The sequence below is a fragment of the Pannus brasiliensis CCIBt3594 genome, from assembly GCF_036688125.1.
Taxonomy (GTDB): domain Bacteria; phylum Cyanobacteriota; class Cyanobacteriia; order Cyanobacteriales; family Microcystaceae; genus Pannus; species Pannus brasiliensis.
The window spans coordinates 19112-41096 of the sequence record NZ_JBAFSM010000026.1; the positions used below are offsets into that span (position 1 = coordinate 19112).

At 47.3% G+C, this 21985-nt stretch carries 18 protein-coding genes; 8 read left to right on the top strand and 10 right to left on the bottom strand.

The window, feature by feature from the left end; all coding sequences use genetic code 11:
• Window positions 1–40 precede the first annotated feature (40 nt).
• A complete protein-coding gene (locus V0288_RS14175; protein WP_332865769.1) occupies window positions 41–2407 on the bottom strand; it encodes a glycogen debranching protein in 2367 nt (788 codons plus the stop codon).
• Between the two features lie 353 nt (window positions 2408–2760).
• On the opposite strand from V0288_RS14175, the gene V0288_RS14180 reads away from it, so the two are divergent.
• Genes V0288_RS14180 through V0288_RS14190 form a run of 3 tightly spaced genes read left to right on the top strand, consistent with a single transcriptional unit; the run spans window position 2761 to window position 3734 of the window.
• The gene (locus tag V0288_RS14180; protein ID WP_332865770.1) at window positions 2761–3273 is read left to right on the top strand and encodes a DUF29 domain-containing protein; all 513 of its coding nucleotides are present in this window, start codon (window positions 2761–2763) and stop codon (window positions 3271–3273) included.
• Window positions 3270–3401, top strand: coding sequence for a hypothetical protein (locus V0288_RS14185; protein ID WP_332865771.1), 132 nt, complete (start codon window positions 3270–3272; stop codon window positions 3399–3401). Before V0288_RS14180 ends, V0288_RS14185 begins: the two co-directional genes overlap by 4 nt.
• Before the next feature lie 3 nt (window positions 3402–3404).
• A complete protein-coding gene (locus V0288_RS14190) occupies window positions 3405–3734 on the top strand; it encodes a GlsB/YeaQ/YmgE family stress response membrane protein (protein ID WP_332865772.1) in 330 nt (109 codons plus the stop codon).
• 160 nt (window positions 3735–3894) lie between these two features.
• Here V0288_RS14190 and V0288_RS14195 read toward each other — a convergent pair whose 3' ends face one another.
• On the bottom strand, window positions 3895–4461 hold the full coding sequence (locus V0288_RS14195) for a GUN4 domain-containing protein (protein ID WP_422661982.1): 567 nt from the start codon (window positions 4459–4461) through the stop codon (window positions 3895–3897).
• A gap of 173 nt (window positions 4462–4634) precedes the next feature.
• On the opposite strand from V0288_RS14195, the gene arsS reads away from it, so the two are divergent.
• Together arsS and glmS are read left to right on the top strand one after the other, a co-directional pair.
• Window positions 4635–5606 carry an arsenosugar biosynthesis radical SAM (seleno)protein ArsS gene (arsS, locus tag V0288_RS14200; RefSeq protein ID WP_422661983.1) on the top strand — a complete coding sequence of 324 codons (972 nt, stop codon included), beginning with the start codon at window positions 4635–4637 and terminating at the stop codon, window positions 5604–5606.
• Between the two features lie 144 nt (window positions 5607–5750).
• Window positions 5751–7652: a glutamine--fructose-6-phosphate transaminase (isomerizing) gene (gene glmS, locus V0288_RS14205; protein WP_332865775.1), complete on the top strand. Its 1902-nt coding sequence runs from the start codon at window positions 5751–5753 to the stop codon at window positions 7650–7652.
• 218 nt (window positions 7653–7870) lie between these two features.
• On the opposite strand, the gene V0288_RS14210 is transcribed toward glmS, so the two are convergent.
• Entirely contained in the window at window positions 7871–11830 is a 3960-nt protein-coding gene (locus tag V0288_RS14210; RefSeq protein ID WP_332865776.1) for a DEAD/DEAH box helicase, read from the bottom strand.
• A gap of 44 nt (window positions 11831–11874) precedes the next feature.
• Complete coding sequence (locus tag V0288_RS14215) at window positions 11875–12117, bottom strand: hypothetical protein (protein ID WP_332865777.1); 243 nt, start codon at window positions 12115–12117, stop codon at window positions 11875–11877.
• 126 nt (window positions 12118–12243) lie between these two features.
• On the opposite strand from V0288_RS14215, the gene V0288_RS14220 reads away from it, so the two are divergent.
• Window positions 12244–13341: a DNA sulfur modification protein DndB gene (locus V0288_RS14220; RefSeq protein ID WP_332865778.1), complete on the top strand. Its 1098-nt coding sequence runs from the start codon at window positions 12244–12246 to the stop codon at window positions 13339–13341.
• A gap of 2 nt (window positions 13342–13343) precedes the next feature.
• Here V0288_RS14220 and V0288_RS14225 read toward each other — a convergent pair whose 3' ends face one another.
• The 4 genes from V0288_RS14225 to V0288_RS14240 all read right to left on the bottom strand — a co-directional run bounded on the left by V0288_RS14225 (window position 13344) and on the right by V0288_RS14240 (window position 17929).
• On the bottom strand, window positions 13344–14174 hold the full coding sequence (locus V0288_RS14225) for a hypothetical protein (RefSeq protein ID WP_332865779.1): 831 nt from the start codon (window positions 14172–14174) through the stop codon (window positions 13344–13346).
• Window positions 14171–16588, bottom strand: a complete 2418-nt coding sequence (dpdA, locus tag V0288_RS14230) for a tRNA-guanine transglycosylase DpdA (protein WP_332865780.1) — start codon at window positions 16586–16588, stop codon at window positions 14171–14173. Before dpdA ends, V0288_RS14225 begins: the two co-directional genes overlap by 4 nt.
• A 290-nt stretch (window positions 16589–16878) precedes the next feature.
• A complete protein-coding gene (locus V0288_RS14235) occupies window positions 16879–17421 on the bottom strand; it encodes a DUF2808 domain-containing protein (RefSeq protein ID WP_332865781.1) in 543 nt (180 codons plus the stop codon).
• 28 nt (window positions 17422–17449) lie between these two features.
• Complete coding sequence (locus V0288_RS14240) at window positions 17450–17929, bottom strand: hypothetical protein (protein ID WP_332865782.1); 480 nt, start codon at window positions 17927–17929, stop codon at window positions 17450–17452.
• A 460-nt stretch (window positions 17930–18389) separates the two neighbouring features.
• Between V0288_RS14240 and V0288_RS14245 the strand changes: the two genes are divergently transcribed.
• Together V0288_RS14245 and V0288_RS14250 are read left to right on the top strand one after the other, a co-directional pair.
• Window positions 18390–18902: a hypothetical protein gene (locus V0288_RS14245; protein ID WP_332865783.1), complete on the top strand. Its 513-nt coding sequence runs from the start codon at window positions 18390–18392 to the stop codon at window positions 18900–18902.
• A gap of 69 nt (window positions 18903–18971) precedes the next feature.
• Window positions 18972–19661, top strand: coding sequence for a tetratricopeptide repeat protein (locus tag V0288_RS14250; protein ID WP_332865784.1), 690 nt, complete (start codon window positions 18972–18974; stop codon window positions 19659–19661).
• Window positions 19662–19672: 11 nt separating this feature from the next.
• On the opposite strand, the gene V0288_RS14255 is transcribed toward V0288_RS14250, so the two are convergent.
• On the bottom strand, window positions 19673–20764 hold the full coding sequence (locus V0288_RS14255; protein ID WP_332865785.1) for an AraC family transcriptional regulator: 1092 nt from the start codon (window positions 20762–20764) through the stop codon (window positions 19673–19675).
• Between the two features lie 373 nt (window positions 20765–21137).
• The gene (locus tag V0288_RS14260; protein ID WP_332865786.1) at window positions 21138–21626 is read right to left on the bottom strand and encodes a glycine zipper family protein; all 489 of its coding nucleotides are present in this window, start codon (window positions 21624–21626) and stop codon (window positions 21138–21140) included.
• Between the last annotated feature and the right edge of the window lie 359 nt (window positions 21627–21985).

Sequence of the window (21985 nt, forward strand, 5' to 3'; positions counted from 1 at the left end):
CGAGGGGGGAGAACGTCGATCGATCTCCCCGTCCGTCCCTTCAGTCGTCGATTTCCTCGAAGACGACGATCGAAAAACCGTTCACCTCGTATTCCCCGGACAGTCGGGCCGCGGTTTCGATCGACCAACAATTATACTCGGGTTCAGCCCAACCGGCGGTATCGATAATTCGCGCCCATTTGCCCTCGATCGGGAGGGAGAATTTCACGGGTAGATGATACATATTGATCAGTAACAGAAAATCCCGATCGCCCACCGCGCTACCGTCGATCAGTAACCGGATACAGCGATCGCCCCGAACTAAATTTCCCTTTCCGTCCGTTTTTTTAAATAAATAGGTGACATTATTCGGCGATTCGAGAGTCGTATCCCCGTACACGCGCTGTTTTAACGCTTGACTACCGCGACGGAGACGGGCTAAATAAGCGGCGAAAATGAAGAGGGGATTTCGATCGTCGAAATTGGTCGCGGTTCCGAAATTATCGTGATAGGCGATCGGGTAGCCGGTATCGACCTGATGCGGGGAACGGGTGGCGATCGAATCGTAATGATTCCAGGTCGCGACGCTATCGATATTGTAGGGATTATTATTGCCGTTCTGGGTGCGTCCGAACTCGTCCCCCCACACCGTCATGGGAATGCCGCGGGAAAAGAATTGAACCGTCCAGAAATTCCGTAATCTCTGCCGTCGTAACCCGTGATTTCCCCCGGAATCCCAGGAATCGTTACTATCGTTTCCCCCGTCCGAGGGGCCGAACGGCCACGGGTTCAGGTTATTTTTGGTGTTGTAACTAACGAGATCCATCAGGGTAAAACCATCGTGGGCGACGATGAAATTAATCGATCGGGCCGGCCCTCCCTGATCGTTAAAATCGCGATAATCGCCGTTAACTCGATCGATAAAGTCGAACGTATTCCCGTCCCCCTTCAAAAAGCGACGGATCGCGTCCCGATAACGTCCGTTCCACTCTCCCCATCCGTCGGGAAAATTCCCCACCTCGTAGCCCCAGATATCCCACGCTTCGGCGATCATTTCCGCTTTATAGGAGCGTCCTAACCCTTCGATTTCCACCAAGAGCGGATGTTTTTTAAAAAACTTTTTCTGATCGGCCCAATCCTCTCGATCGGAGCCATCGGGATCTCTCCCCAAAACGGGCGCGAGGTCGAAACGGAAACCATCGACCCCCATTTCTTCTAACCAGTAGGTGAGGGAATCGAGAACTAGATTTCGGGTTACTTGTTTAGAGAAATTGAGTTGATTGCCGCAACCGGTCGCCCCGTCTACTAGATATCCCTCGTCGTTTAACTGATAGTATTCGGTCACGTCGAAACCGCCGAAACTAACGAATTCGGTGACATCGTTATTCCCACAACAGCCCCCTTCGCCGGTGTGGTTGTACACCACGTCGAGATACACTTCCAATCCCTCGTCGTGGAAGGCTTTGACCATCCGTTTAAATTCGCGGGTCGGGCCGCCGGGGGATTTATCATAAGCGTAACGGCGATCGGGCGCGAAATAGCCGAAGGTCATGTATCCCCAATAATTTCCGCCGGGTTTATCGTCGGGGTTGTTATCGTTGCCGGTCTCGTGGACGGGGAGGAGTTCGATCGTGGTGAATCCCAGCGCTTTGAGATATTTCGCCATATAGGCCGCCCCGGCGTAGGTTCCCCGGTATTCTTCGGGAACGTTCACTACCGCCTCGAAACCGTCGATTCCTCGCAAAATGGTCTGTAAACGACCCGCGGAAGGATGGCGCGTCAGTCCGCGAACGTGGGCCTCGTAGATAATCGAGGTTTCCGGGGGAAGGTGGGGGCGATCGCCCGTCGGGGTCGTATCGGGGGCGAGAACGATGCCTTTCGGCGACCATTTGCCGGTATCGTACTCGCGACAGATGACACCTTTATACTCGCCTCCCCCGGTCGCGTACATCCCCCCGTCTTCCCCGGCCGCGTACATCGCGAGGGTTTCTTTATCGTGGGAGATCTCGCGCGCGTAGGGATCGAAAAGGACTTTATTGGGGTTGAAGCGATTCCCGAAAGTATCCACGTCCGCGAGGAAACCAGCGTTACTGTTGCCCCTCTGCCACTCCCCGTCATATTCCCAGTTGGAACCCCAACAGCGGAACGCGTAATAGGTTCCGGGTTTGACCCCGGCGATCGTGGCGCGCCAGATGTGATCTTCGGGGTTTTTCGCCATCCAGTAGTCATATTTGGCGATTTCCCCGGTGGGTCGATCGTATATCTCCAGGAGGATACGGGTGGCGTTTTTAGAGTAGACCGCGAAGGTGGTTCGATCGCTCTCGTACCGCGCGCCTAACGGGTATTTCGCGCTAGACCAGGTTTCAAGCTGTAGGGGACTATAATCACCGGATTCCGGGTAATTGTAACCGGTTTGATAGTATTTCATGTCGGTTTCTGGCAATGGGGTTCCGGCGATCGGTCGGTAGCCATTTACCGCGTCGATCGCTTTCCCACCGCTCGCGACCTGTCGCCTCTATCGTTACGGTAATCGATCTCGTCTCTCCCGAGGCCGATCGTTAACGGAATGTATCGATCGGGGGATGCGGAAGGCGGGAGGCGGGAGGCGGGAGCGGGAATTCAAGAATAATCCGCCTAAAAAAACTGAAGTTATACAAGATAAATAAATGTTTTTTGAAATTTTTAGCTATAATATTTTTATTCTTTCTCCTGAGTTCTGATTCCTGACTCCTGACTCCCTAAGTACACGACAATTTTTGAATTCCGCGAGAGGTCTTAATTATGACGGCGCAAACATCCCTATCGATGGGGACTCTCTACGATCGAGATTACGTTCTCTGGACGGAAAAAACGGCGGAACAGTTGAGACAAAAAAATTTTGCCGAGGTGGACTGGGAGAATCTAATCGAGGAAATCGAAAGTATGGGGAGAAGTGAGAGACAGGCGGTAGTCAGTTTGTTAACCGTTTTGATCGAACACTTACTCAAGTTAGCCTACTGGGAATCGGAACGGGAACGGAACGCCCGTCATTGGATAGTCGAAATCGCTACTTTCCGCTCGCGATTAGACCAAAAGATAGAAACCACGACTCTCGCGAACCACGCGCGGGATTCTTTCGAGAAAGCTTATTTAGTCGCTCGAAAAACGATGATCGACGCGAGAATTGTCGCTAAAGATTCGATTCCCGTAGAGCCTTTTTTCTCGGTCGCCGGAGGCGCGCCCTTGGCGAGCGAACAGGCCCTCGACGCGGACTGGTTCCCGATCGAGATCGATCGGTTCCTCGAAAATCGGTGAGCGATCGGGATTCGAGAACGGTGGAGACGGCTAGAGTCGGTCTATTCGATCGACCCCATAATAAAGGTAGTCCCCTATCCGACGGGTATCGGTGGGGGAAAGAAAATCAAACCTATATCGGAGTCTAGCCAATGACCCCCGTTACCGAAACCGCTCTGAAACGATTAGAAGAACTCATCATTAACGGACAGAAAGCGATCGAGGCGCGATTAACGGCACTCGAAAACGGACAGGGAGAAATAAAGGCGGATCTCAAAACCCTGAACGGGAAAGTGGAAAACATCGATAAACGTCTGACAGCGATCGAAACCCGTCTAGAAGACTGGAAACCGTCAATGGATAAAACCGCCGATCTCGCGGAGAAAGTCGGGGAATTGAAAAACTGGCGCTCGATAGCGTTTCTGATACTGGGAGCGATTGCCGGATGGATCGCTCGGAATTCGATGGGAAACAATCCCTAGTCTTTATCCGCTACAAAAACGATGATCGGGCTAGGATTGCCGATAAAAACTCGATGCTAGTAGAGCCGCTCGATCGCCCCGTCCGTCTCTCGATCGACCTCCCACCGACAAACCTCGATCGATCCCTCCCGACGAGAAAATCGGGTATTTATCCCGAAAGTTACTGTAAATCGCACTCCATCAGGCGGGTGAAACAGAAAGTCGCCATTTTCAAGCCGTAGGGAGATTTCCACCAGTTGGCGGGAAAGGAACCCTCCGGCGCGGAGAGGCTGAAATCCCAACTCTCGTAATCATCCATCCGCCATTTATCATCGGCGCGCCATCCTACCGCGTCACCGAATTTGCGGATCGTTTCCGCGTCCTGACTTCTCAGGGTATTGATATTCCCGCCTACCGAGCCATAGATCTGTACCTGGACGCTAAAGCCGAAACGTCCGTCACTGTAGCGTGTCCAGAGTCGATCGATCACCCGCAGAACATTACAGGGAAACTGTCGGAAATCCTCCGGTGTCATTGTATCGCGGAGTCTGGAGGCGGTTTCCAGGATAACGCGCGTGGTTTCCTCGTCCGCTCCCCTAATATCGCCCTTTTCTAGCAATTGCTGTAAGGTTCCATAGCGCTCGATGTCGGGGACTAACATCTGTCGGGCTTCCAATCTCTCGACGCGCTCGGTGAGGGACTGTAATCGATCGAGAATTTCCGCGAGTTGGGCGTTAACGTCTGACATAAAGGTGAAAAAAGCACGTAAGAGCGATACCGAAACAATTTTATCCGAGAAACTATCACCTCTCGATTCTTTATCACTATACTGTAAAAATGTCTCGAATCCCGATCGCCAACGGGGACACCCCGATCGCCCCGATCGACCCCGACGATTAATTATAGCCATCGTTCATGAATATCACCCCTTTTTCCGTCAAACTACAAACGCCCCTAACCAAGCGAAAAATCACCGTTCTACAAATCAATCTAGGGCGAAAATGTAATCTCGCTTGCGGTCATTGTCACGTCGAGGCGAGTCCCCACCGTACCGAGGAACTATCCCCCGAGATCTGTCAACAGATTATCGAGTTAATCGAGCGTTTCCCGGAAATCGAAACCGTCGATCTCACCGGGGGCGCGCCCGAGATGAATTCCGGTTTCCGATCGATCGTCGAAGCCTCCAGAAGAGCGGGAAAAGAAATAATCGTCCGATCGAACCTGACGATCTTTTTTCACGCGGGATACGAGGATCTACCCGAATACTTCGCGAACCATCAATTACGGGTGGTCGCGTCCCTGCCCTGTTACCTAGAGGATAATGTCGATAAACAACGGGGAAAAGGAGTGTATAAAGATTCGATCGAAGCGATCCGAAAACTCAATCAACTCGGCTACGGCAACGACCCGAATTTAATTCTCGATCTGGTTTTCAATCCCCAGATCCCCAAGAGCGATCGCTTTAGTTTAACGCCCGATCAGGCGAAACTGGAACGGGATTACAAGGAGTATTTGCAGGAACATTTCGGAATTACATTCAATCATTTATACACGATTACCAATTTACCGATCGGCAGAACGAAACACCATTTAAAACATCAAAATCTCTATTTTTCCTACCTGCAATTTTTAGAAAGTAACTATAATCCCGGTACGATCGAGCGTTTAATGTGTCGGAACGAACTCTCGATAGACTATCTCGGCAATGTCTACGATTGCGACTTCAACCAGATGGAAAATCTGCCCGCGATAACCGCCGATGGAGAAGCGTTAACCGTCGCCAAACTGTTAGAAGCCGGTAGTTTAGATCTCGTCTCCGAAGTACAGACCGCTCCCTATTGTTACGGATGCACCGCGGGCAGTGGTTCGAGTTGCGGCGGATCTTTAGTATAAACAAGGCGGCCTCCCGGTTTCTGCCTCCTCCCGTATTGCCGGGAAACATCGGATCGATCGATACCGTCAATACCCCCGACGCTAGAATAATCGAGCTTCGCGATAGAATAGGTTGAACCAAACCGTAGAGGGGACAGGGAAGGGATGTGTGGAATCGTAGGTTATATCGGCACGCAGACGGCGATCGAAATTCTAGTCGCCGGTTTAGAACGTCTGGAATATCGCGGCTATGACTCGGCCGGGGTCGCCACGATCTCGGAAGGCGAATTACACCGGATTCGCGCTAAGGGAAAACTCTACAATCTCCGCGAGAAACTGGAACACGAGATCGATCACGCCCGCGTCGGTATCGGTCACACCCGCTGGGCCACCCACGGTAAACCGGAAGAACACAACGCCCACCCGCACACGGATAATACCAGTCGCGTCGCGGTCGTCCAGAACGGTATTATCGAGAATTTTCAATCGTTACGGGAAGAGTTAAAAGAAAAAGGTTGTAATTTTCTCTCCGAAACCGATACGGAGGTGATCCCCCATTTAATCGCCCAATACCTTCCCGAATCGCCCGAAGAAGAATCCCTCGGCGCGAGTCCTTTCCTGAAAGCGGTGTTAGAGGCGATCGAACATTTAGAGGGCGCGTTCGCGTTAGCCGTGATTAGCGCCGATTATCCCGATGAATTAATCGTAGTCCGCCAGAACGCGCCGTTAATTATCGGTTTCGGTCAGGGAGAGTTTTTCTGTGCCTCGGACGTGAGCGCGCTCGTTCCCCATACCCGCGCCGTCCTCTCCCTCGATAACGGCGAGGTCGCCCGTTTAACCCCCCTCGGCGTGGAAATCTATACCTTCGAGGGCAAACGGGTTCGCAAATCCCCCCGCGTCCTCGATTGGAGTTCGACAACGGTAGAGAAACACGGCTACCGTCACTTTATGCTCAAGGAAATCCACGAGCAACCCGGAGTGGTAAGCTCCTGTCTGGAATCCTACCTCGATCTCGATTGGACAGCACAACACGGCGAAAATGTCAACCCCGTCCGACTGAATTTACCCGAATCGATTTACGAGGATCTGGAGAAAGTGCAGATTCTCGCCTGTGGAACCAGTTGGCACGCGAGTCTGATCGGTAAGTACCTGATCGAACAGTTGGCCGGTATCCCGACGATGGTACAGTACGCTTCCGAGTTCCGCTACGCGCCAGCCCCGATTCAGGCGAATACCCTGACGATCGGGGTCACGCAATCGGGAGAGACCGCGGACACCCTCGCCGCGCTGGAGACGGAAAAACACCGTCGCGCCGGTCTGGACGCGAAATATCGCGCGCGGATTATCGGCATTACCAACCGCCCGGAAAGCACCCTCGCCCAAATGGTCGATCAGATTATTAACACCCAGGCGGGCATCGAGATCGGGGTGGCGGCGACGAAGAGTTTTACCGCGCAGTTACTCGGTTTTTATTTGTTGGCGCTGGATCTGTCTTTCCGCCGTCGGACGCTATCGTTAGAGCGGATCGAGACGATTATCGATACGCTTCGATCGATCCCCCGACTGATCGAGGTGATCTTGGAAAAACAGGAGAAATCGATCGAGGAGTTAGCCCACGAGTTTAACGATACTCAAGATTTTATTTTCCTCGGCCGGGGGATTAATTTCCCGATCGCCCTGGAAGGCGCGCTGAAACTCAAGGAGATCAGCTACATTCACGCGGAGGGCTATCCCGCGGGCGAGATGAAACACGGGCCGATCGCCCTGTTAGATGAGAAGGTGCCGGTAGTGGCGATCGCCATGCCCGGATCGGTATACGATAAAGTTCTCTCCAACGCCCAGGAAGCCAAGGCGCGTGATGCGAGATTACTGGGAGTGATCGCGATGAACGATACGGAAGCGCCGAAAGTGTTCGACGATCTCTTATGTGTTCCGGCGATCGATGAACTGCTCTCGCCGATCCTCGCGGTAATTCCCCTCCAGTTACTCGCCTACTACATCGCCGCCCGTCGCGGTCTGGACGTGGATCAACCCCGAAACCTCGCGAAAAGCGTCACGGTTGAATAAATTCGGCGATATTTCAACGCTTTTCGGTTATGCCAGTCGTGAGCGATCGGCCGAAATTGCGGTGACAGCTAAGGGGTCGGATGTAGAAGATCATCCAGTGATAGGTTCTCTGACGATGGCGGAATTGAAAGCGATCGTCACGAGAACCGTGCGAAAAGTTATCTCTTCGCAACAGGAGAGATTAGTTACCGAATCAAGTCTTATATTTTATAGACAGACTATAAATTTTTTCCTAATTCTTTCATTAGTGCTTCAGCAACTAAATGACTTACCGCATAAGGCTGATCTAAATGTTCAGTACAGCTATTAGTGTATAAGCAAGCAGGACAACCATCTAAATGCTGACATTGCAGGGGAATTTGTACTTCTTCAGAATCATTACTACTATGTTCAATTCGACGTTCTGATATAGCTTCACGCACAATATTTTCAATAAATTTTTTTGATTCTCGATTATGATCATCAAGTTGCCAAGTTTTTAATAATTCGGTAGTAAATTTCTCGGTAGTTAACCAATCTTTTCTTTCCGCCAAGTTCACTGGGCATAGCACAGATGTTAACAGTTCTCTATAGATTGAGAGAGGATTATTCTGTAATTCTTCGATAAAAACTTGAGAAATACCAGAACCTCCTTCATAGCGTTCCCAAACAACTACTTCATTATTATCTTCGCGGAAGCAATATTCAAGAACATCCTCATTGACTCCGCTAATAGTAGCAATTGCTTTCTGCAATATATGTGACGCAGTATGAAGAACTAAACTTTTGTTAAATTCTTTTGTTCTTTCTTCGATTGTAATTGTTTGGACTAATTTTTTTAGCTGTTCATTTTGTAATACTTTATCAATAACTCCCGTTAAATTCCAAATAATTCCTGTTGTTTTTAGTCCATAGCGCACGGGTTCAGGTTGTCCTTGAGTGTCCACATAACGCGCTTCAAAATTCCATGTATTATTACCACCCACTGGAAAATATTCTTTTTGATCGGGATTGAAAATCATATTCACAACTCTTGCGCGTGAACCGTAAACAGTAATTTCACTATCCAATTCGGAAAGAAAACCAAACGTAGATGAAATCGATTGGAGCTTAACAGGTTGATAACTGTAAGTACGCTCGATAATTGCTTCGGCATAAAGTCGTACAGGACGTAGCGAGACATGATGGCAAAAACGACTTCTACTTTCACTATATAGGGCTAAACATTCCGGACACATTTTAACTACTTGTTTTCCTTGTTCATCGCCTTTTAAAGCTTTAACATACAATTTTTCAGGACGAAATTCAGGGGATGTATCAGTTTTATGAATTCCTTCACCTAGTAAACGGACTCCTACAGTTCCCCCTTGTCCCCATTGAACATGGTTCCATTGAGGAGCGTGTTCGGTTTCTACCACTGATAAATAAGGATGGCGAGAATAGCGATAAGCGGTACGATAAGGAATTAATAGGGTTGAAAGTTTTGTCGTATCTTCTTGCTTGAGTTCTGGCTTTTCTGGTCTTCTTTTGCTTCTGACAGCAACAATTATGGGTTTCACTTCATTAAAATAAGCATCAGGTATAAAAAAATCTACATCCGACTGACGCAAATAGAACAGAGCTTGTAAAACAGTTTTAATAACATCAGGAGCAGAGTTAAGAATCCAATTACTGTTTTCATCTTCCCTAAATTTTTCCAAAGTTTGAAAAAAAGAATAAAAACCATCTGCCTCATCGAAACAAATACCAGATTGTACTTTATTTTGAAGTTGATTCCAAACCTCTAAAATAGCTCTGTGTAAATCTAAGATTTCTTGACGGTTTTCAGCGTTTTCTTCATCAAAAGCGATGTCTCCCAAATCTCGACCTATTTTTCGTAATTTAATACCAATCTCGTCTTTCAGATCGTTTTGACCATCTAAAAACTGTTTGATTAAAACGAACGCTTGTTTAACAGGCTCGGCAAGGATATCGGGAGCCTCATCTTCAATAGCTTGTAGAGTCCATCGAAGGTTAAGATAAGCTTCAAAACGTTCTTTTTGTTGTTTTATCCATTCTCGAAAATATTTTGCTTTTTCTTTATAGTGATCATCTCGATGGTCGTTTAACCAATTTTCAAAATACTGTCGGATGGTAGGACAATCTTCTAATTTTTCCCAAATCCAATTCAAAATAGCTTGCGGAATATTTTGAGATCGCTGTACATGATAACGCATTCTTTCGCGTTCATGAGCGATCCTTTCGTGCATAGAACGTAAAACAAAATTGTTGGGATTTAGGGGGAGTTCATAATTACCATGAACTAGGCGATGACGACGGAAGAAATAAAAATGATCGTTAGCGGAGTTAGCAACAATTAGAAAAGTATAGGCAATAGAATTAGCCGCTCTTCCCGCTCGTCCACGTCTTTGAATAAAGGAAAATACAGTTCTAGGTGGCCGATAGTGAAAAGTAGCGACAATTCTTTCATCATCGACACCAACATCGAGAGAGGGAGTGGCAACGACGATATCACCTTCCCAATAGTTGCTTTTCTGTTGAGAGGAAACATAGGAAATATTGATGCTTCTCTCTCGGAGCCCTATAATAGGATTCGTGCAGTTAACTCCACCTAGAATACCACGCCAACATTCTCCTTCTAGATAATGATTGAAACATTGTGCGGGCGAAACATTAGGACAACTTTGTTGTTGAAACAAAATATCATTCTTAACCGTCCGGAATTGCCAAAGTTGAAGACGGTTTTCAGCATCTCGAATTTGGGCGGACAAACGATTAGCCAAATCTAATGATTCCGTAAAAACAATAGCTCTGTCTTGCTTATTATCTGGTCTATCTATAAATAAACCATGACTAAGGGCCATCGTACTTTGGATTAAGGTTGGTGATGCACCGACCCTATTTTCTTCTTCTGGAGATTGTAAAAAGTAAAGGATTTCTAACCCTGATGATTCTTTAGGGTAGTCGGATGCAGTATGAATAATGACGGGATGGCTATCAGTGCCGTAGAAAAGCTTGCTGGCAAAACGCTCTGGATAGGCTACGGTTGCACTGGCCGCAATTTTACTGATTTTATTGCCGCTTAAGTTTTCAATTCTTTGAATGAGATGGTAGATATGCGCGCCGTAAAGAGAATGATATAGATGGACTTCATCAAACAGTACACCTGATAGGCTATGGAGATAATCTTCAAACTCGGGTTTAGGATTTAGGTATAGTCTATCTAGAGATTCTGCTGTGGTTACTAATAGATGGGGTTTATATTTCGCATGATCGTTTTTGGCTATAGATACCTTGAAATTCGCTCCACAGATCTCGTTGTTACATTTTAGACTAGAAATGGAATTTCTTTTTTTAGGTTTATATAATAAGCTCCCCTGACCACAAATAGGACAACATTCGCCAGATAATAATTTAAAACGGTATCCGTCAAATAATTGAGGGTTTTCAAGAGTATGTTTCGCTTCTGAACCCACACCAGAAAATTGAAATCCGATAATAATACTATCAGAAACCTTACGAGAACGACTAAAAAGTTCTAGCTGTTGGTTATTGCCTAACTGATTTTGCTCCGCTTGATACACGTAGCGAAAAATTCTGGTCAGTTGATCCTTCAAAAGTTCAACACGGGGGTAGAGCAAAACAAAGCGAGAAATGTTTTTAGAATTCTCCGCGATCTGCCGAGCGAGTTCATAAATTAAAGGCAGTAAAAAGACTTCGGTTTTACCGGACCCAGTAGGAGCGACAATAACCATGCCTTCTCGATTACGAATGGCTTGTAAAGTTTTGCCCCATCCTGTAATTTGAAACTGCGAAAATTCTTGAATTGGTTTTATTACTAAATTAGCGGCAATAGCACCAATGTCTCTGTTTTCACCTTCTAGAGTTGTGAGATTAATATTTCTGATTGGACGTTCTCTAAGTAAAACATCTGTACGGATTCTTGCCGTTAAATCTCGTCCTACTTGAGCCGAATTAAATCGTTGACGTATTTTCGATAATATACGACCTGTCTCTATAGCTTTGGGTATCCATAACCCGTTTGATAGTTCGACAAATTCTTGGGGATACTCCAGTAATAAAGGCTGAATTTGAGCCTGATAATCATTCCAAATATCTTGAGGTAAGCGAACTGAATTATTTAAATTCACTTCGTCGAATAATCGGTGGAGTAAAGTTTGTAAATTTTCCCAAGACATTTCGCAATAGTGGCAATAGAATTGTACTGGATAGAATGCCTAATTTATTTTTCTAATTTTAACTTCTTCCCCATCCGCGAACGCGCTTCCTGACGATGTTGTAACAAAGTTTCAAGAATCTGCTCCTGCTCCCCGGAATTATTCCAGTCTTGGATAAAACGTTTGAGAGCGACACTTACTATATCTTGCAGTGTTGGCGCGGCACTGAAATGGCGACTCTCAAGGGAAAGTCTGATTTCCTGTAAACTTTGATGGATGTCTGGAGGAATCCGGATGGTTGAGGACAAGATACAAAGCTCGATCGAGTAATACCTCAGTATTGTATCTCTTCTATTCGGCTCGTGCTACCATGTAGTCATGTATGCAGGATTTGCAATACTTAATAATTATAACCAGTACAGTTAACCGCGCTTATGTTACAGCTAGTGCTTCAAGCCGTACCTATTCAAAGAGGTTCCGCGGACGGACAGGTAAGCTACATCGCCAGTATGTCTTTTGGCGATGCGGCCCGATTGTTAGATTTGGATTATCTATACGTGGCTAATCAAGCCGAATTAGCCGACCTAGCTCAAAGAAAGTTGAATATCGCGAGAGTAAACTCAATAGCTCAGTATATTTTGGAGAACCACGCGAAAGGAACGATTTTCTTCCCTCCCGTCTGTGTCAACATTCAGCCCGCCCCTCTTTATAACGATGGGAGATTACTACTGCCTTACTCCTCCGTAACCATGCGTTTAACTGACGGACAGCATAGGTGCTTCGGAATTCGCCAAGCCTTAAAACAAAGCCAGTCCCGTGATCCCGATACCTTTTCGATCCTTTCTCGATTAGAGATCGGGGTACTCGTGTACTCCGCGCTCTCCCTAGAAGATGAACGACAAGCATTCCGCGATCAGAATCTTCTAGTACAAAGACCTAGTGTATCGTTATCCCACTATTTCGACCAGCGATCGCCGGAAGTGTTGATCGCGAAAGCCCTGATGCAAAGAGTATCTTGTTTTCGAGATAATATCGAGCAGATCGAACGGGGTTTAGGCTCCAAGAATAGTAAGCTCATCACCCTCTCTACCTTGGTGACAGCCACTAGATATATGTTTCCAAATTTAAAAAATAATCATCAATTTGAATTTAAACTAGAATGGGCGGTACATTTTTGGGAAACGATTTCCAAAATTTTTCCAAACGATCCTTGGCAACTTAAAGATCTAGAAGAACAACGCCAGCAAAGAAAAAGCTCGCTTTTAGTTTCCGCGGTTTTATTCCAAGCTCTAGGAATGCTAGGACACGATCTATTAGTAGAGGGAGTTTCGCCAGATGAATTGATTAAATGGTTAAATAGATTACAGGAAGTAGACTGGCATCGAATTCATCCACTTTGGTTAAACAAAGGAATCACTCAACCGGGGGTCAAAGGAGAAGTAATTATCTCTAATACGAAAACAACCGTTGAATTGTGTCATCAGGCTTTACGAGAATTTATCGGCCTAGCTTCAATCACAAATCCCGTGTAAATTCAAGTCGAGCCTACTACTTCCTGTAGCGCGTCACGATGTCCGAATCGTTGAGGATCGTAACGAGCGTCCCACCAGAGCCAATTGGTAGAATCCGCCCAAACCCGATGTTTTTTTAAAACCTCTAAACGGGTTAACGCCAATCCTCCTAAAACAAAATTCGGTCTAGCCCAAGCTAACAAATCATCTAGCTCTTGTACCGATAACCCGAACTTTAGGCCGATCGGAGCCGTGGGTTCTGCTTTCAATAATCCCCCTAACGCGATGTAATCATATCCTATATTTCGATACTCGCTAATTAAAGAAGCGATCAAACTTTTAGGAGTGCTATAATGAGGAAATATTGAATTTTGATAGGGCATCGGTAACATCGTTGAATTGTATAGGATATAACCGGTTTGAACCACTCCTATTAAGCGATAAGGTCTCGGTTTACTTTGATATTCTTCACGAGTGAGACGAGCGAGATATAAAGATAAAATCGGTTCTTCAATAACATCGGGAGCGAAAACATAATCAGGAGAGAATAAAGTACAGCGATCGAGATAATAACGAATCTTTTGACGTAAATTTTCTTCCGAAGCTAACCGATATTCACGAACCCAACGATCTTGTTTAAATTCACTATGCAGTTGATAATACCAAGGTTTATCCTTGGATTCAAAAACACCACTATCAATAAAGAAAGGTTTGTTGAATTCCCGTATTCGATGAAGAAGGGCATTGTAAACGTGGAAAGGAGCGAGAATGCCATAATCACCCTGTACTTTTTCTAGCTTTTTTAGTAATCCAGCCCAATCTACAGAAAAAACGGGTAGAAATTGATCGTTCATACAAGCGCGTCAGTTTCATTAGATATTGTAGAGTTATAGGAAATATTCTGATCCCGAGAGAGAGCATCATATTTTTTCAATAACTCTTGAAAACGTTTATAGAACATATAAGTATTATGAAACCCTCTCCGTCTATTTCTATCGTTTCCTCGAAAGATAATAGATTCAACTCCAATCTTAGAGCAAATTTCGCACGAACACTTTTGCCAAGGTTTATCCTCTAATAATTGTCTGTATATTTTCTCGTGTTTTTGTAACCTTGCGGCTAATTTTTGGGGGCAGACCGTACCATTCTCTGGTTTTTCTAAAAATTTATCATAGTCTAATAACGTTTGAAGGGTTTCCTCAAGAGATAAAGTCCCCGCATCGAATTCACGTAAACTTGAGAGTGCTTTTTGTTCGAGATCTTGAAGTACCTCCCGAGAAGCTATCCCTTCTTTAATTACCTGTTTTACTTTCGCGCTATTTATTGAAGGAATTCTAACGGCGGCGTAAATTTTGTCATCTGAAGAGTGATAGTTAGCGGCTGGATCTAACCACGCTTTTCTCAAAGGACTGGCAGAATCAAAGCTAGTAACACCGAGATGACGAAATATAGGAATCGCGTTCAACCTTCCGACACCGAACAGATGCAATTTAGTTTCCGATGTTAACAGAGGAGAAATCTCATATAAAATCTCGATAATTTCTGATGTTGTCGCTCTAGCCAAGCCTCCAAGCGCAATATAGTTATACTGCATCTCAATATACTGTTTCACGGCCTCTATATAAGACGGTATATCCCAGCCCTGAACAGCACCGATCGGAGTAAACTTGTATTGACCTTCCTTATATTTTTGAATAAATTCTCTAGCGTTATTTATCGTTAATTCGTACCGTTTTTCTCTAATACCTGGTTTCGCAAAATCTCCTACAATCAAATGGTCTATGCTAACTCCATAATTAAAACCAACTTTTTCATAATAGGATAAAATATCCTCGGTCTTATAAGGCGGCTCTTCCTCCGCTATATAGCCGAAAGCTCCACAATCTCCCATAATCGGATTGTTAAATCGGATATATCGACGGATTCCCTCGGCAAAAATTCTATCTCTTTTCTTTTTGCCTTTATCAAAGATAGTTCGAGATACTAAAATTCCATCATAATTATGGAAGGGTGAAAAAATTTCGTGCGCGTACACCTCATCATCATGGGGATCTCTATTAGCGGTAAGTCGATCTTTCAGAAAATCAAAGCCCGGATCTACATGATCATTCCATTCTGGAATAAAATACTTCATTCCTAAATGATAATTTTTAGCGGGTGGAATATTTGGGATCGGAATAACCCGATCGATTTCTGAACGACCTCTAATAATCAAACGAGTAGATTTATTTAAACGAAACATTTTAGGCGGAAATCCCGGAGCGGCAATGTGATTGTTGTGATTACTGTTAGCTCCCGATTTTATTTGCAAGTCTGAAGTGACTTCGTTAATAAAGGATGAGTTATCAATCAGATCGAGTCCATTTTTTGATAAGCTTGGCTCTTGAATTAAATCGCTAACAGATTCCGCTCTATCCTGAAGCCCTGAAAAGATATTTTGCTCTAATCCATTTTGATATAACTTTCCGCTCTCTTGAGTTATTTCACGAACAGGCTGATCGTTTATATTATTATAGCTCTTGTCAATTTTTTCGCTTAATAAATTCAGTTGTATGGCTGGTTCAGTCTTTACGTCTAGAAAAGATATAAATGACATTGGATCTGTAAAAAAAATCTGAATAAGTTGCGGATTTAAAGCGATCTTTTGAGCGAACTGCTTAAACAGAAATCCTTTTAAACCAACTAACCCATAACCGTATTGTTTGGCTTCTAGGTTGGAGAGAGGTAAGACAAAACTCGGAGCGCTTGAACTATAAAGGTACTTGCGGCTACTGGGTGAAGCCAAAAATATGATTTTTTGTTGAGATGACGTTTCGATCGGTAATTGAAGAGAGCGAAGATACTGTTCACCCAATAAAACAAAGATTAAATTGTAATTTTTAATAATCGTTTCAAACGATTCCCGAATTTTTAGCTTTTTAGCCCATTCATCGATCTCTTCCCCTTTCATTGTCTTGAAAGTCACCTCGTAGGGAGCGATTCGATCATTTTCCTTGATAAGTCCGTATCCCGCCGAAATAATCGCCAGATCGACCACTCCCCCGCTTAATGCTTTCCGGAGTATCTTCACCCCCTCCATCACTCTAAGATGCTGTACACCACGGTACATTTCATGAGCGGGGCAAACACGATTTTGAGCCTCTAACTCCTCTGTTCGGATTTTCAGGGACTCCGGATCTTTAAAATCTTCTAAGGTAAGCTGATTATTGTCTTTATCGCGTTTTTCTCCGGTGCAAGAGGTAACGACTAAGATACGAGGATACGACATGAAGATATAGCTCTTGAAAGCATATCGGATTATACAACTAAATGTTGAAATAAGAAAGATTACACGAATAAATTTTAAGAATTAATTAACCTTGATTTCTCAAATCTTGTTGAGTTTCTCGAACGAACCCTTCGATTCCTTCTTCGTTTAAACCGAGCTATAGAATAGCGAGCAAGCTACTTATACTCTAGATTAGCACTTGTCAGAAGCTCGGACGGATAGAGAACAAACGCCCCCGTCGATCGACGCGAGTTCACCCCGATCGCCCGTCCGTCCGCGGCGAAGATACATCAACGCATGGGTTGATAGAACGAGAAACTACCCACCCCGAGATCCAGGGCGATCGGGTTCGGGCCGGCCGGGTATACTTGCACTTGAAAAAGATAGGTTCCCGCCATACCCGGATTATTGTACGGTTGTAGACTGACCGTGAAAGTGGTGTTCGGGGGAACGGGGTTCGCGAAGGCGATCGAGATGACCCGCGTTTTCGGATCTTGAACCGCGGATTTTAGCGGGATGGCTTGACCCCGATTCCGACTCGTTCCCGTGAAAGCGACGGTTTTCGAGAGATCGAAAGCGATCGGATCGCCGTTCGCGTCGGGAGTCACACTTATCTGTCCGACGGACTGGGGCGAGGTGGCGGGAATCTTGAACGTGAAGTAGTAGTGAGGATAGGGCCAACCGACGAGGGTATCCAGGGTATCGGCACTCACGAGGGAGGGAGGATCGCCGGTGAAAAAGGTCGAGTTAGCCGGATAGGGCAGGGTTTGCGCGAGAAGAACCGGGGAGATGGCCAGCCCGAGAGTGACGGTCACGAGAGAGAGATAACGCATGGGAATGTGTGAGGGTTCGAGAGAAAATTTAGTGACAAACGCCCGTGTAGGTTTCGTTGCCGTGTCGGATTTTAAAGGTACGGTAACTATTTTCTAGGGTGAAAGTCACGGTATTTCCCGCCTGGGTTTTCCCGGTGAAGGTATTTTTGCCTTGATAGACCGTCATCGCTTTGCCGACCGGTTGCATTTCCGGGGAAGTCGCCGCCTCGAAATCATCGATTAAAACCGCTTGGCGTTTTTTATCGATGACGATGACCTGTCCCTCGACCACATCGCTGACGGGAGAAACGAGCGTCACGGAAACGGGTTGTTTTTTCTTGATCGAGGCGTTATCGATCACGGACGTGTAGGCGTAGATTCTCACTCCCGCGGCCGTCTTTCCCCGGGCCGTGCAGAGAATCCCATCCCCGAGACTAGGTGCCTGAGCGAACACGGGTAGTGTTACGCTAGAGATCGTCGCGAGGAGAGTAGCGAGGGAAAGAGGGGTGAACTTGGCCTTTTTGAACATGATTCTCTCCTAGATACTTGGATTAAGAACGATCTTTTCCGACGATATTTATACTCGATCGTTCCGACGATCGCGCTCGTCTATAATTTCCCAAGTTTAACAAACCGAACGAGGTCGAGACAACGAAAAATGAATTTCGATCTTGGCGTGAAATGGTAAGACAGAAAACGCGCCTCTATCTATAATCAACGCCTTGAAAACTCTTGATTTTTAGGAACGGCCACGAAAGCTCGCCCCTCGCTGTCCGTTGAAGGGTGGATTTTTCTCGGTCTTATCCTTACCCCGATCGCCCGTATCTTTTATAGTATTGAGAGGTCTGTCGTTCGGCGATCGCCCGTTTCCCCGGTCGCCCGCGAAATCTCCCGAAGCCACTCCCGACGAGCGATCGAGTTTCTAGATACGGATAAAATTCTCGATCGACCCGCGGGAAACTCCCCGACCCTCCTTACCCCGAAAATTTATGCAGGCACTGAAACACGAGATCAAAAAGCTAATCCCTCTCACCCTCTTTTTCTTCCTCAGTTTCGCTTACATACTCCTGATTATCAAACTCTTTGTCAAAGAATACTCGATCGATGTCAACGTGGTCTCGAAAGCCCTCCTCGGCGCGATTATCGCGGCGAAAACGGTCGCCATCCTCGACGCGGTACTCAAGTTCGATCGCCTCGGAGAAAAGCCGCGTTACCTCGCCGTCCTGTATCGCACTTCCGTATACACCGTTATCGCGTTGGTGATTTTTTTAATCGAGGGATTTATCGAGGATTACCGGGGAACGAAAGCCTTACCGGCGGCGATCGCCCGCTTCTCGCAGACCGAAAGATTCTCTCACATCCTCGCGATTACCCTTCTCGTGGCGGTTGTCTTTTTCGTACACAATCTCTGGCGAGAGATCGATCGGTATTTAGGCGCGGGAAATTTAAAGCGATTTTTCCTCTCTTCCCCCCGACAATCGCTTCCCGATCGCCCGCGATAACCGCTTTCCCGATGATTCTCTCTCTACTTATAGCTATCCGGTGAAAACCGAACGCCCTTTCTAGAAAAAATGCTGAAACCCCGTTCTCTCGTCTTATTCTGTCTCCCGATCGCCCTCTCTCTCGGAATGCCGCGGCCGGTTCTCTCTCAATCCGCCGTCATTACCTCTAGTCAGGACGGTCGTTTACAGCAAGCCCAACAAGCTCTCGTTCAAGCGACCAATAATAACGACACGCTAGGACAGGCGAACGCGCTCCTGGCGATCGGTCAGATTCAATACTCGCGGGCCCGATACCCCGACGCGACCTCGGCCCTACAGCGCGCGTTGAGTCTCTATCAATACTTGCAACAGCCGCTCGGACAGGCGCGGGCGTTAACCTATCTCGGCTATATTTACCAAGCCCAGGACGATCGGGAGGACGCGTTAAACGCCTATAATCAGGCCCTCATCGCCTATCGAGCGGTACAGAACAATCTGGGAGAGGCGGCGACGCTCGATAGTCTGGCGTTAGTCCACGCGAGTAAACAGGATTTACAGACCTCGCTGGCGAACTATCAGAAATCCCTCGCTATCTATCAGGAAGTGGGGGACACGCTCAAAGAAGCCAACACGTTAAACTCGATCGGATTAGTCTATCAGGCGCTCGGTCAGAAAGATCCGGCTAGGAACGCTTTCCAACAAGCCCTCGCGTTGAGCCGGGAAATCAACGATCGAGTTCTCGAATCCCAGATCCAGAATAATCTCGCGTCCCTTCCCTAGTCGGCATTCCGTTAATCGCTTCCCCCGCGGTTGCCGCTTACTGTAGGTTCGGCGAAATTGGCGAAAAAATCGGGTTTTTCAGCACCATATCGGCGAAATTCCGCCGGGGATAGTCCCGTCCACCGTTTGAAGGCTCGGGTGAAGTGCGGGGGCGCGCTGTAGCCCAATTCGATCGAGATATCCAGGCATTGGAGGGAAGGATCTTGTAACCAGCGGATCGCCTGCCTCAAACGCGCCCTCTCGACAAGACGGGAATAGGTCAATCCCTCCGTTTCCAGCCGTCTCTGCAAGGTGCGAACGCTCATCCCGGCGATTTCCGCCGCGAGATGGATGTCGGGATAGCCTCCCCGCAGGAGCGGGACGATCGCCCGTTCCAAAGAACCGAGCAGATCTTGAGGGGGAGCGGAAGCGTGGAGATCTTTCCAAATATCTGGATTGTTCGGGGCGCGGGAATCGAGCGCCGTCCGCCGTTGCAAACTCAGCAGAGAACGGGGAAAAGCGATCGCCGTGAAGCCAACTCCGTCCTGGATGGGAATTCCCCCGAAAGAATCGCTATCGAGGACGGTTTTCGGTTGGCGGGTCTGTAGGTAGATCGCGCTCGGTCGCCATTCTTTTCCCACTGCCGAATTCACCAAACTTAGCATTTGCATGAGGACGAATTGTTCGGCGTGGGGACAGCGAAGATCGTCGCCGGTATAGTACATCGAAAATCTCGCCCGATCGAGCGTCCGTCCCTCGATTCCCCCACCGTTCGCGAGCCGGTAGATCTCCCCGGAGTTGGTAACGGGCATCAGGGTTTGAATGGTCGTTAACGCGTCGTACAGGGTGAGAGACCCGTGAACGAGCCGCCCGAAATTTCCTAGGGTGGCGATCGACGTTTCCCGTCCCACCAATAGCCCTAAATTCTCGATCCCCTCGGCCCTGGCGGCTTTTTGCAGGAACTGGAAACCGAGATGTCGGGGGATCAGCGATTCGGGATCTTCGAGCGCGAACGGGGAGATTTTTACCTCCTCTAACCAACGCTCGATCGGGGAGCCGAGCCGTTCGAGAAAAGCGAGGAAGGGGGTAAACGTATTCACCCGAACCAGGGGGATAGATTTCATGGGAGTCGGTCGGAACCGCGATAGGAACGAGCGGGAGACACCCGACCTCGCTTTTTAGCGTAGCCCGATTTCGGTTAGCGGAGATCGGGAAATCTTGGATTTTTTCGGGATTGAGAACAAGGCGATTCAGCGAACGCTAACAGAAGTAAGACTCGAAAGTTAAATTCAACTAGAAACTCACGATTTCAAGAATAAAATGACGAAAAATACACATTTTATATCTTTTAATTTTCTCTAGTTCTCCTTTCTCTTTTCTCCTCCTGTCTCCTGTCTCCTGCCTCCTGTCTCCTGCCTCCTGCCTCCTGCCTCCTGCCTCCTGCCTCCTGCCTCCTGCCTCCTGACTCCTGACTCCTGACTCCTGACTCCTGCCTCCCTAATTCACGGTATAACCCCGTCCCTGCATACAGGCCGTCCAGGCGCGATAGTAGGTCTGTAATTGCTGTTGTTCGGCCGCGTTCGCGCGAGCTTGGGCTTGTTGCGCTTGTTGTTCCTCGTCCCGTTTGCGGAACAGTCCGGCCAACGCCCCGACTCCCGCGCCGATCGCCGCGCCTTCCCCGACATTCCCGCCGATCGCGCCGCCGACGGTTCCCAATAAGGCACCCCTTCCCGCGCTCCGTACAACCGCGCCCTGTTGGGAGGATTGAGCGGTGGTAGCGGTCGATAATCGGGACGGATCGACCCCGGTTTGTTGCGTGGCCCAGCTAGAGCAGGCCGCGTGATCTTGTTGTTGCTGTTCCGGGGTTTGATTTCGGGTGGGATAGGCGAAGGGTTCGGGGAACTGATTCTGAGCGAATCCCGCCCCGGTGGGTAATAACAGACAACTTAAAATTCCGAGGCCGATTCTCTTGATTTTCGGGTTCATAAAAATTAACGGGAAACGATTCCGTAGGATCGATCGTTATTGTATTCCCCTTTGTTCCAAAGTTCGATCGCTCGTAAACGGAGCTTCATTCCGCGGGCGTTCGATCGGGCCGTTAGACCTCTCGCCCCCTTCCTTTTTCGCTATCTAAAAACTTGAAAAATCGAGCGAATAAAAAGACGAACCGCTTTTGAAGCCAGATTGTAGACATTTTAATCTTTATTATTCTTCCTAACTCTCGCCTTCTAGCCCCTGCATCCTATTTCGAGCGAAAATTTTGAATGCCGCTCGGATGTATATTGTTACAATTTATGCCGATGGCACGAAATGGTAAGAAGCGATCGGGTAAACGCGATACACCT

Bases quoted from the DNA above. Each gene is read 5' to 3' on its own strand.
- V0288_RS14175 (WP_332865769.1), bottom strand. From the start codon at position 2,407: ATGAAATACTATCAAACCGGTTACAATTACCCGGAATCCGGTGATTAT.
- V0288_RS14180 (WP_332865770.1), top strand. From the start codon at position 2,761: ATGACGGCGCAAACATCCCTATCGATGGGGACTCTCTACGATCGAGAT.
- V0288_RS14190 (WP_332865772.1), top strand. From the start codon at position 3,405: ATGACCCCCGTTACCGAAACCGCTCTGAAACGATTAGAAGAACTCATC.
- V0288_RS14195 (WP_422661982.1), bottom strand. From the start codon at position 4,461: ATGTCAGACGTTAACGCCCAACTCGCGGAAATTCTCGATCGATTACAG.
- glmS (WP_332865775.1), top strand. From the start codon at position 5,751: ATGTGTGGAATCGTAGGTTATATCGGCACGCAGACGGCGATCGAAATT.
- V0288_RS14210 (WP_332865776.1), bottom strand. From the start codon at position 11,830: ATGTCTTGGGAAAATTTACAAACTTTACTCCACCGATTATTCGACGAA.
- V0288_RS14220 (WP_332865778.1), top strand. From the start codon at position 12,244: ATGTTACAGCTAGTGCTTCAAGCCGTACCTATTCAAAGAGGTTCCGCG.
- V0288_RS14225 (WP_332865779.1), bottom strand. From the start codon at position 14,174: ATGAACGATCAATTTCTACCCGTTTTTTCTGTAGATTGGGCTGGATTA.
- dpdA (WP_332865780.1), bottom strand. From the start codon at position 16,588: ATGTCGTATCCTCGTATCTTAGTCGTTACCTCTTGCACCGGAGAAAAA.
- V0288_RS14235 (WP_332865781.1), bottom strand. From the start codon at position 17,421: ATGCGTTATCTCTCTCTCGTGACCGTCACTCTCGGGCTGGCCATCTCC.
- V0288_RS14240 (WP_332865782.1), bottom strand. From the start codon at position 17,929: ATGTTCAAAAAGGCCAAGTTCACCCCTCTTTCCCTCGCTACTCTCCTC.
- V0288_RS14245 (WP_332865783.1), top strand. From the start codon at position 18,390: ATGCAGGCACTGAAACACGAGATCAAAAAGCTAATCCCTCTCACCCTC.
- V0288_RS14250 (WP_332865784.1), top strand. From the start codon at position 18,972: ATGCTGAAACCCCGTTCTCTCGTCTTATTCTGTCTCCCGATCGCCCTC.
- V0288_RS14255 (WP_332865785.1), bottom strand. From the start codon at position 20,764: ATGAAATCTATCCCCCTGGTTCGGGTGAATACGTTTACCCCCTTCCTC.
- V0288_RS14260 (WP_332865786.1), bottom strand. From the start codon at position 21,626: ATGAACCCGAAAATCAAGAGAATCGGCCTCGGAATTTTAAGTTGTCTG.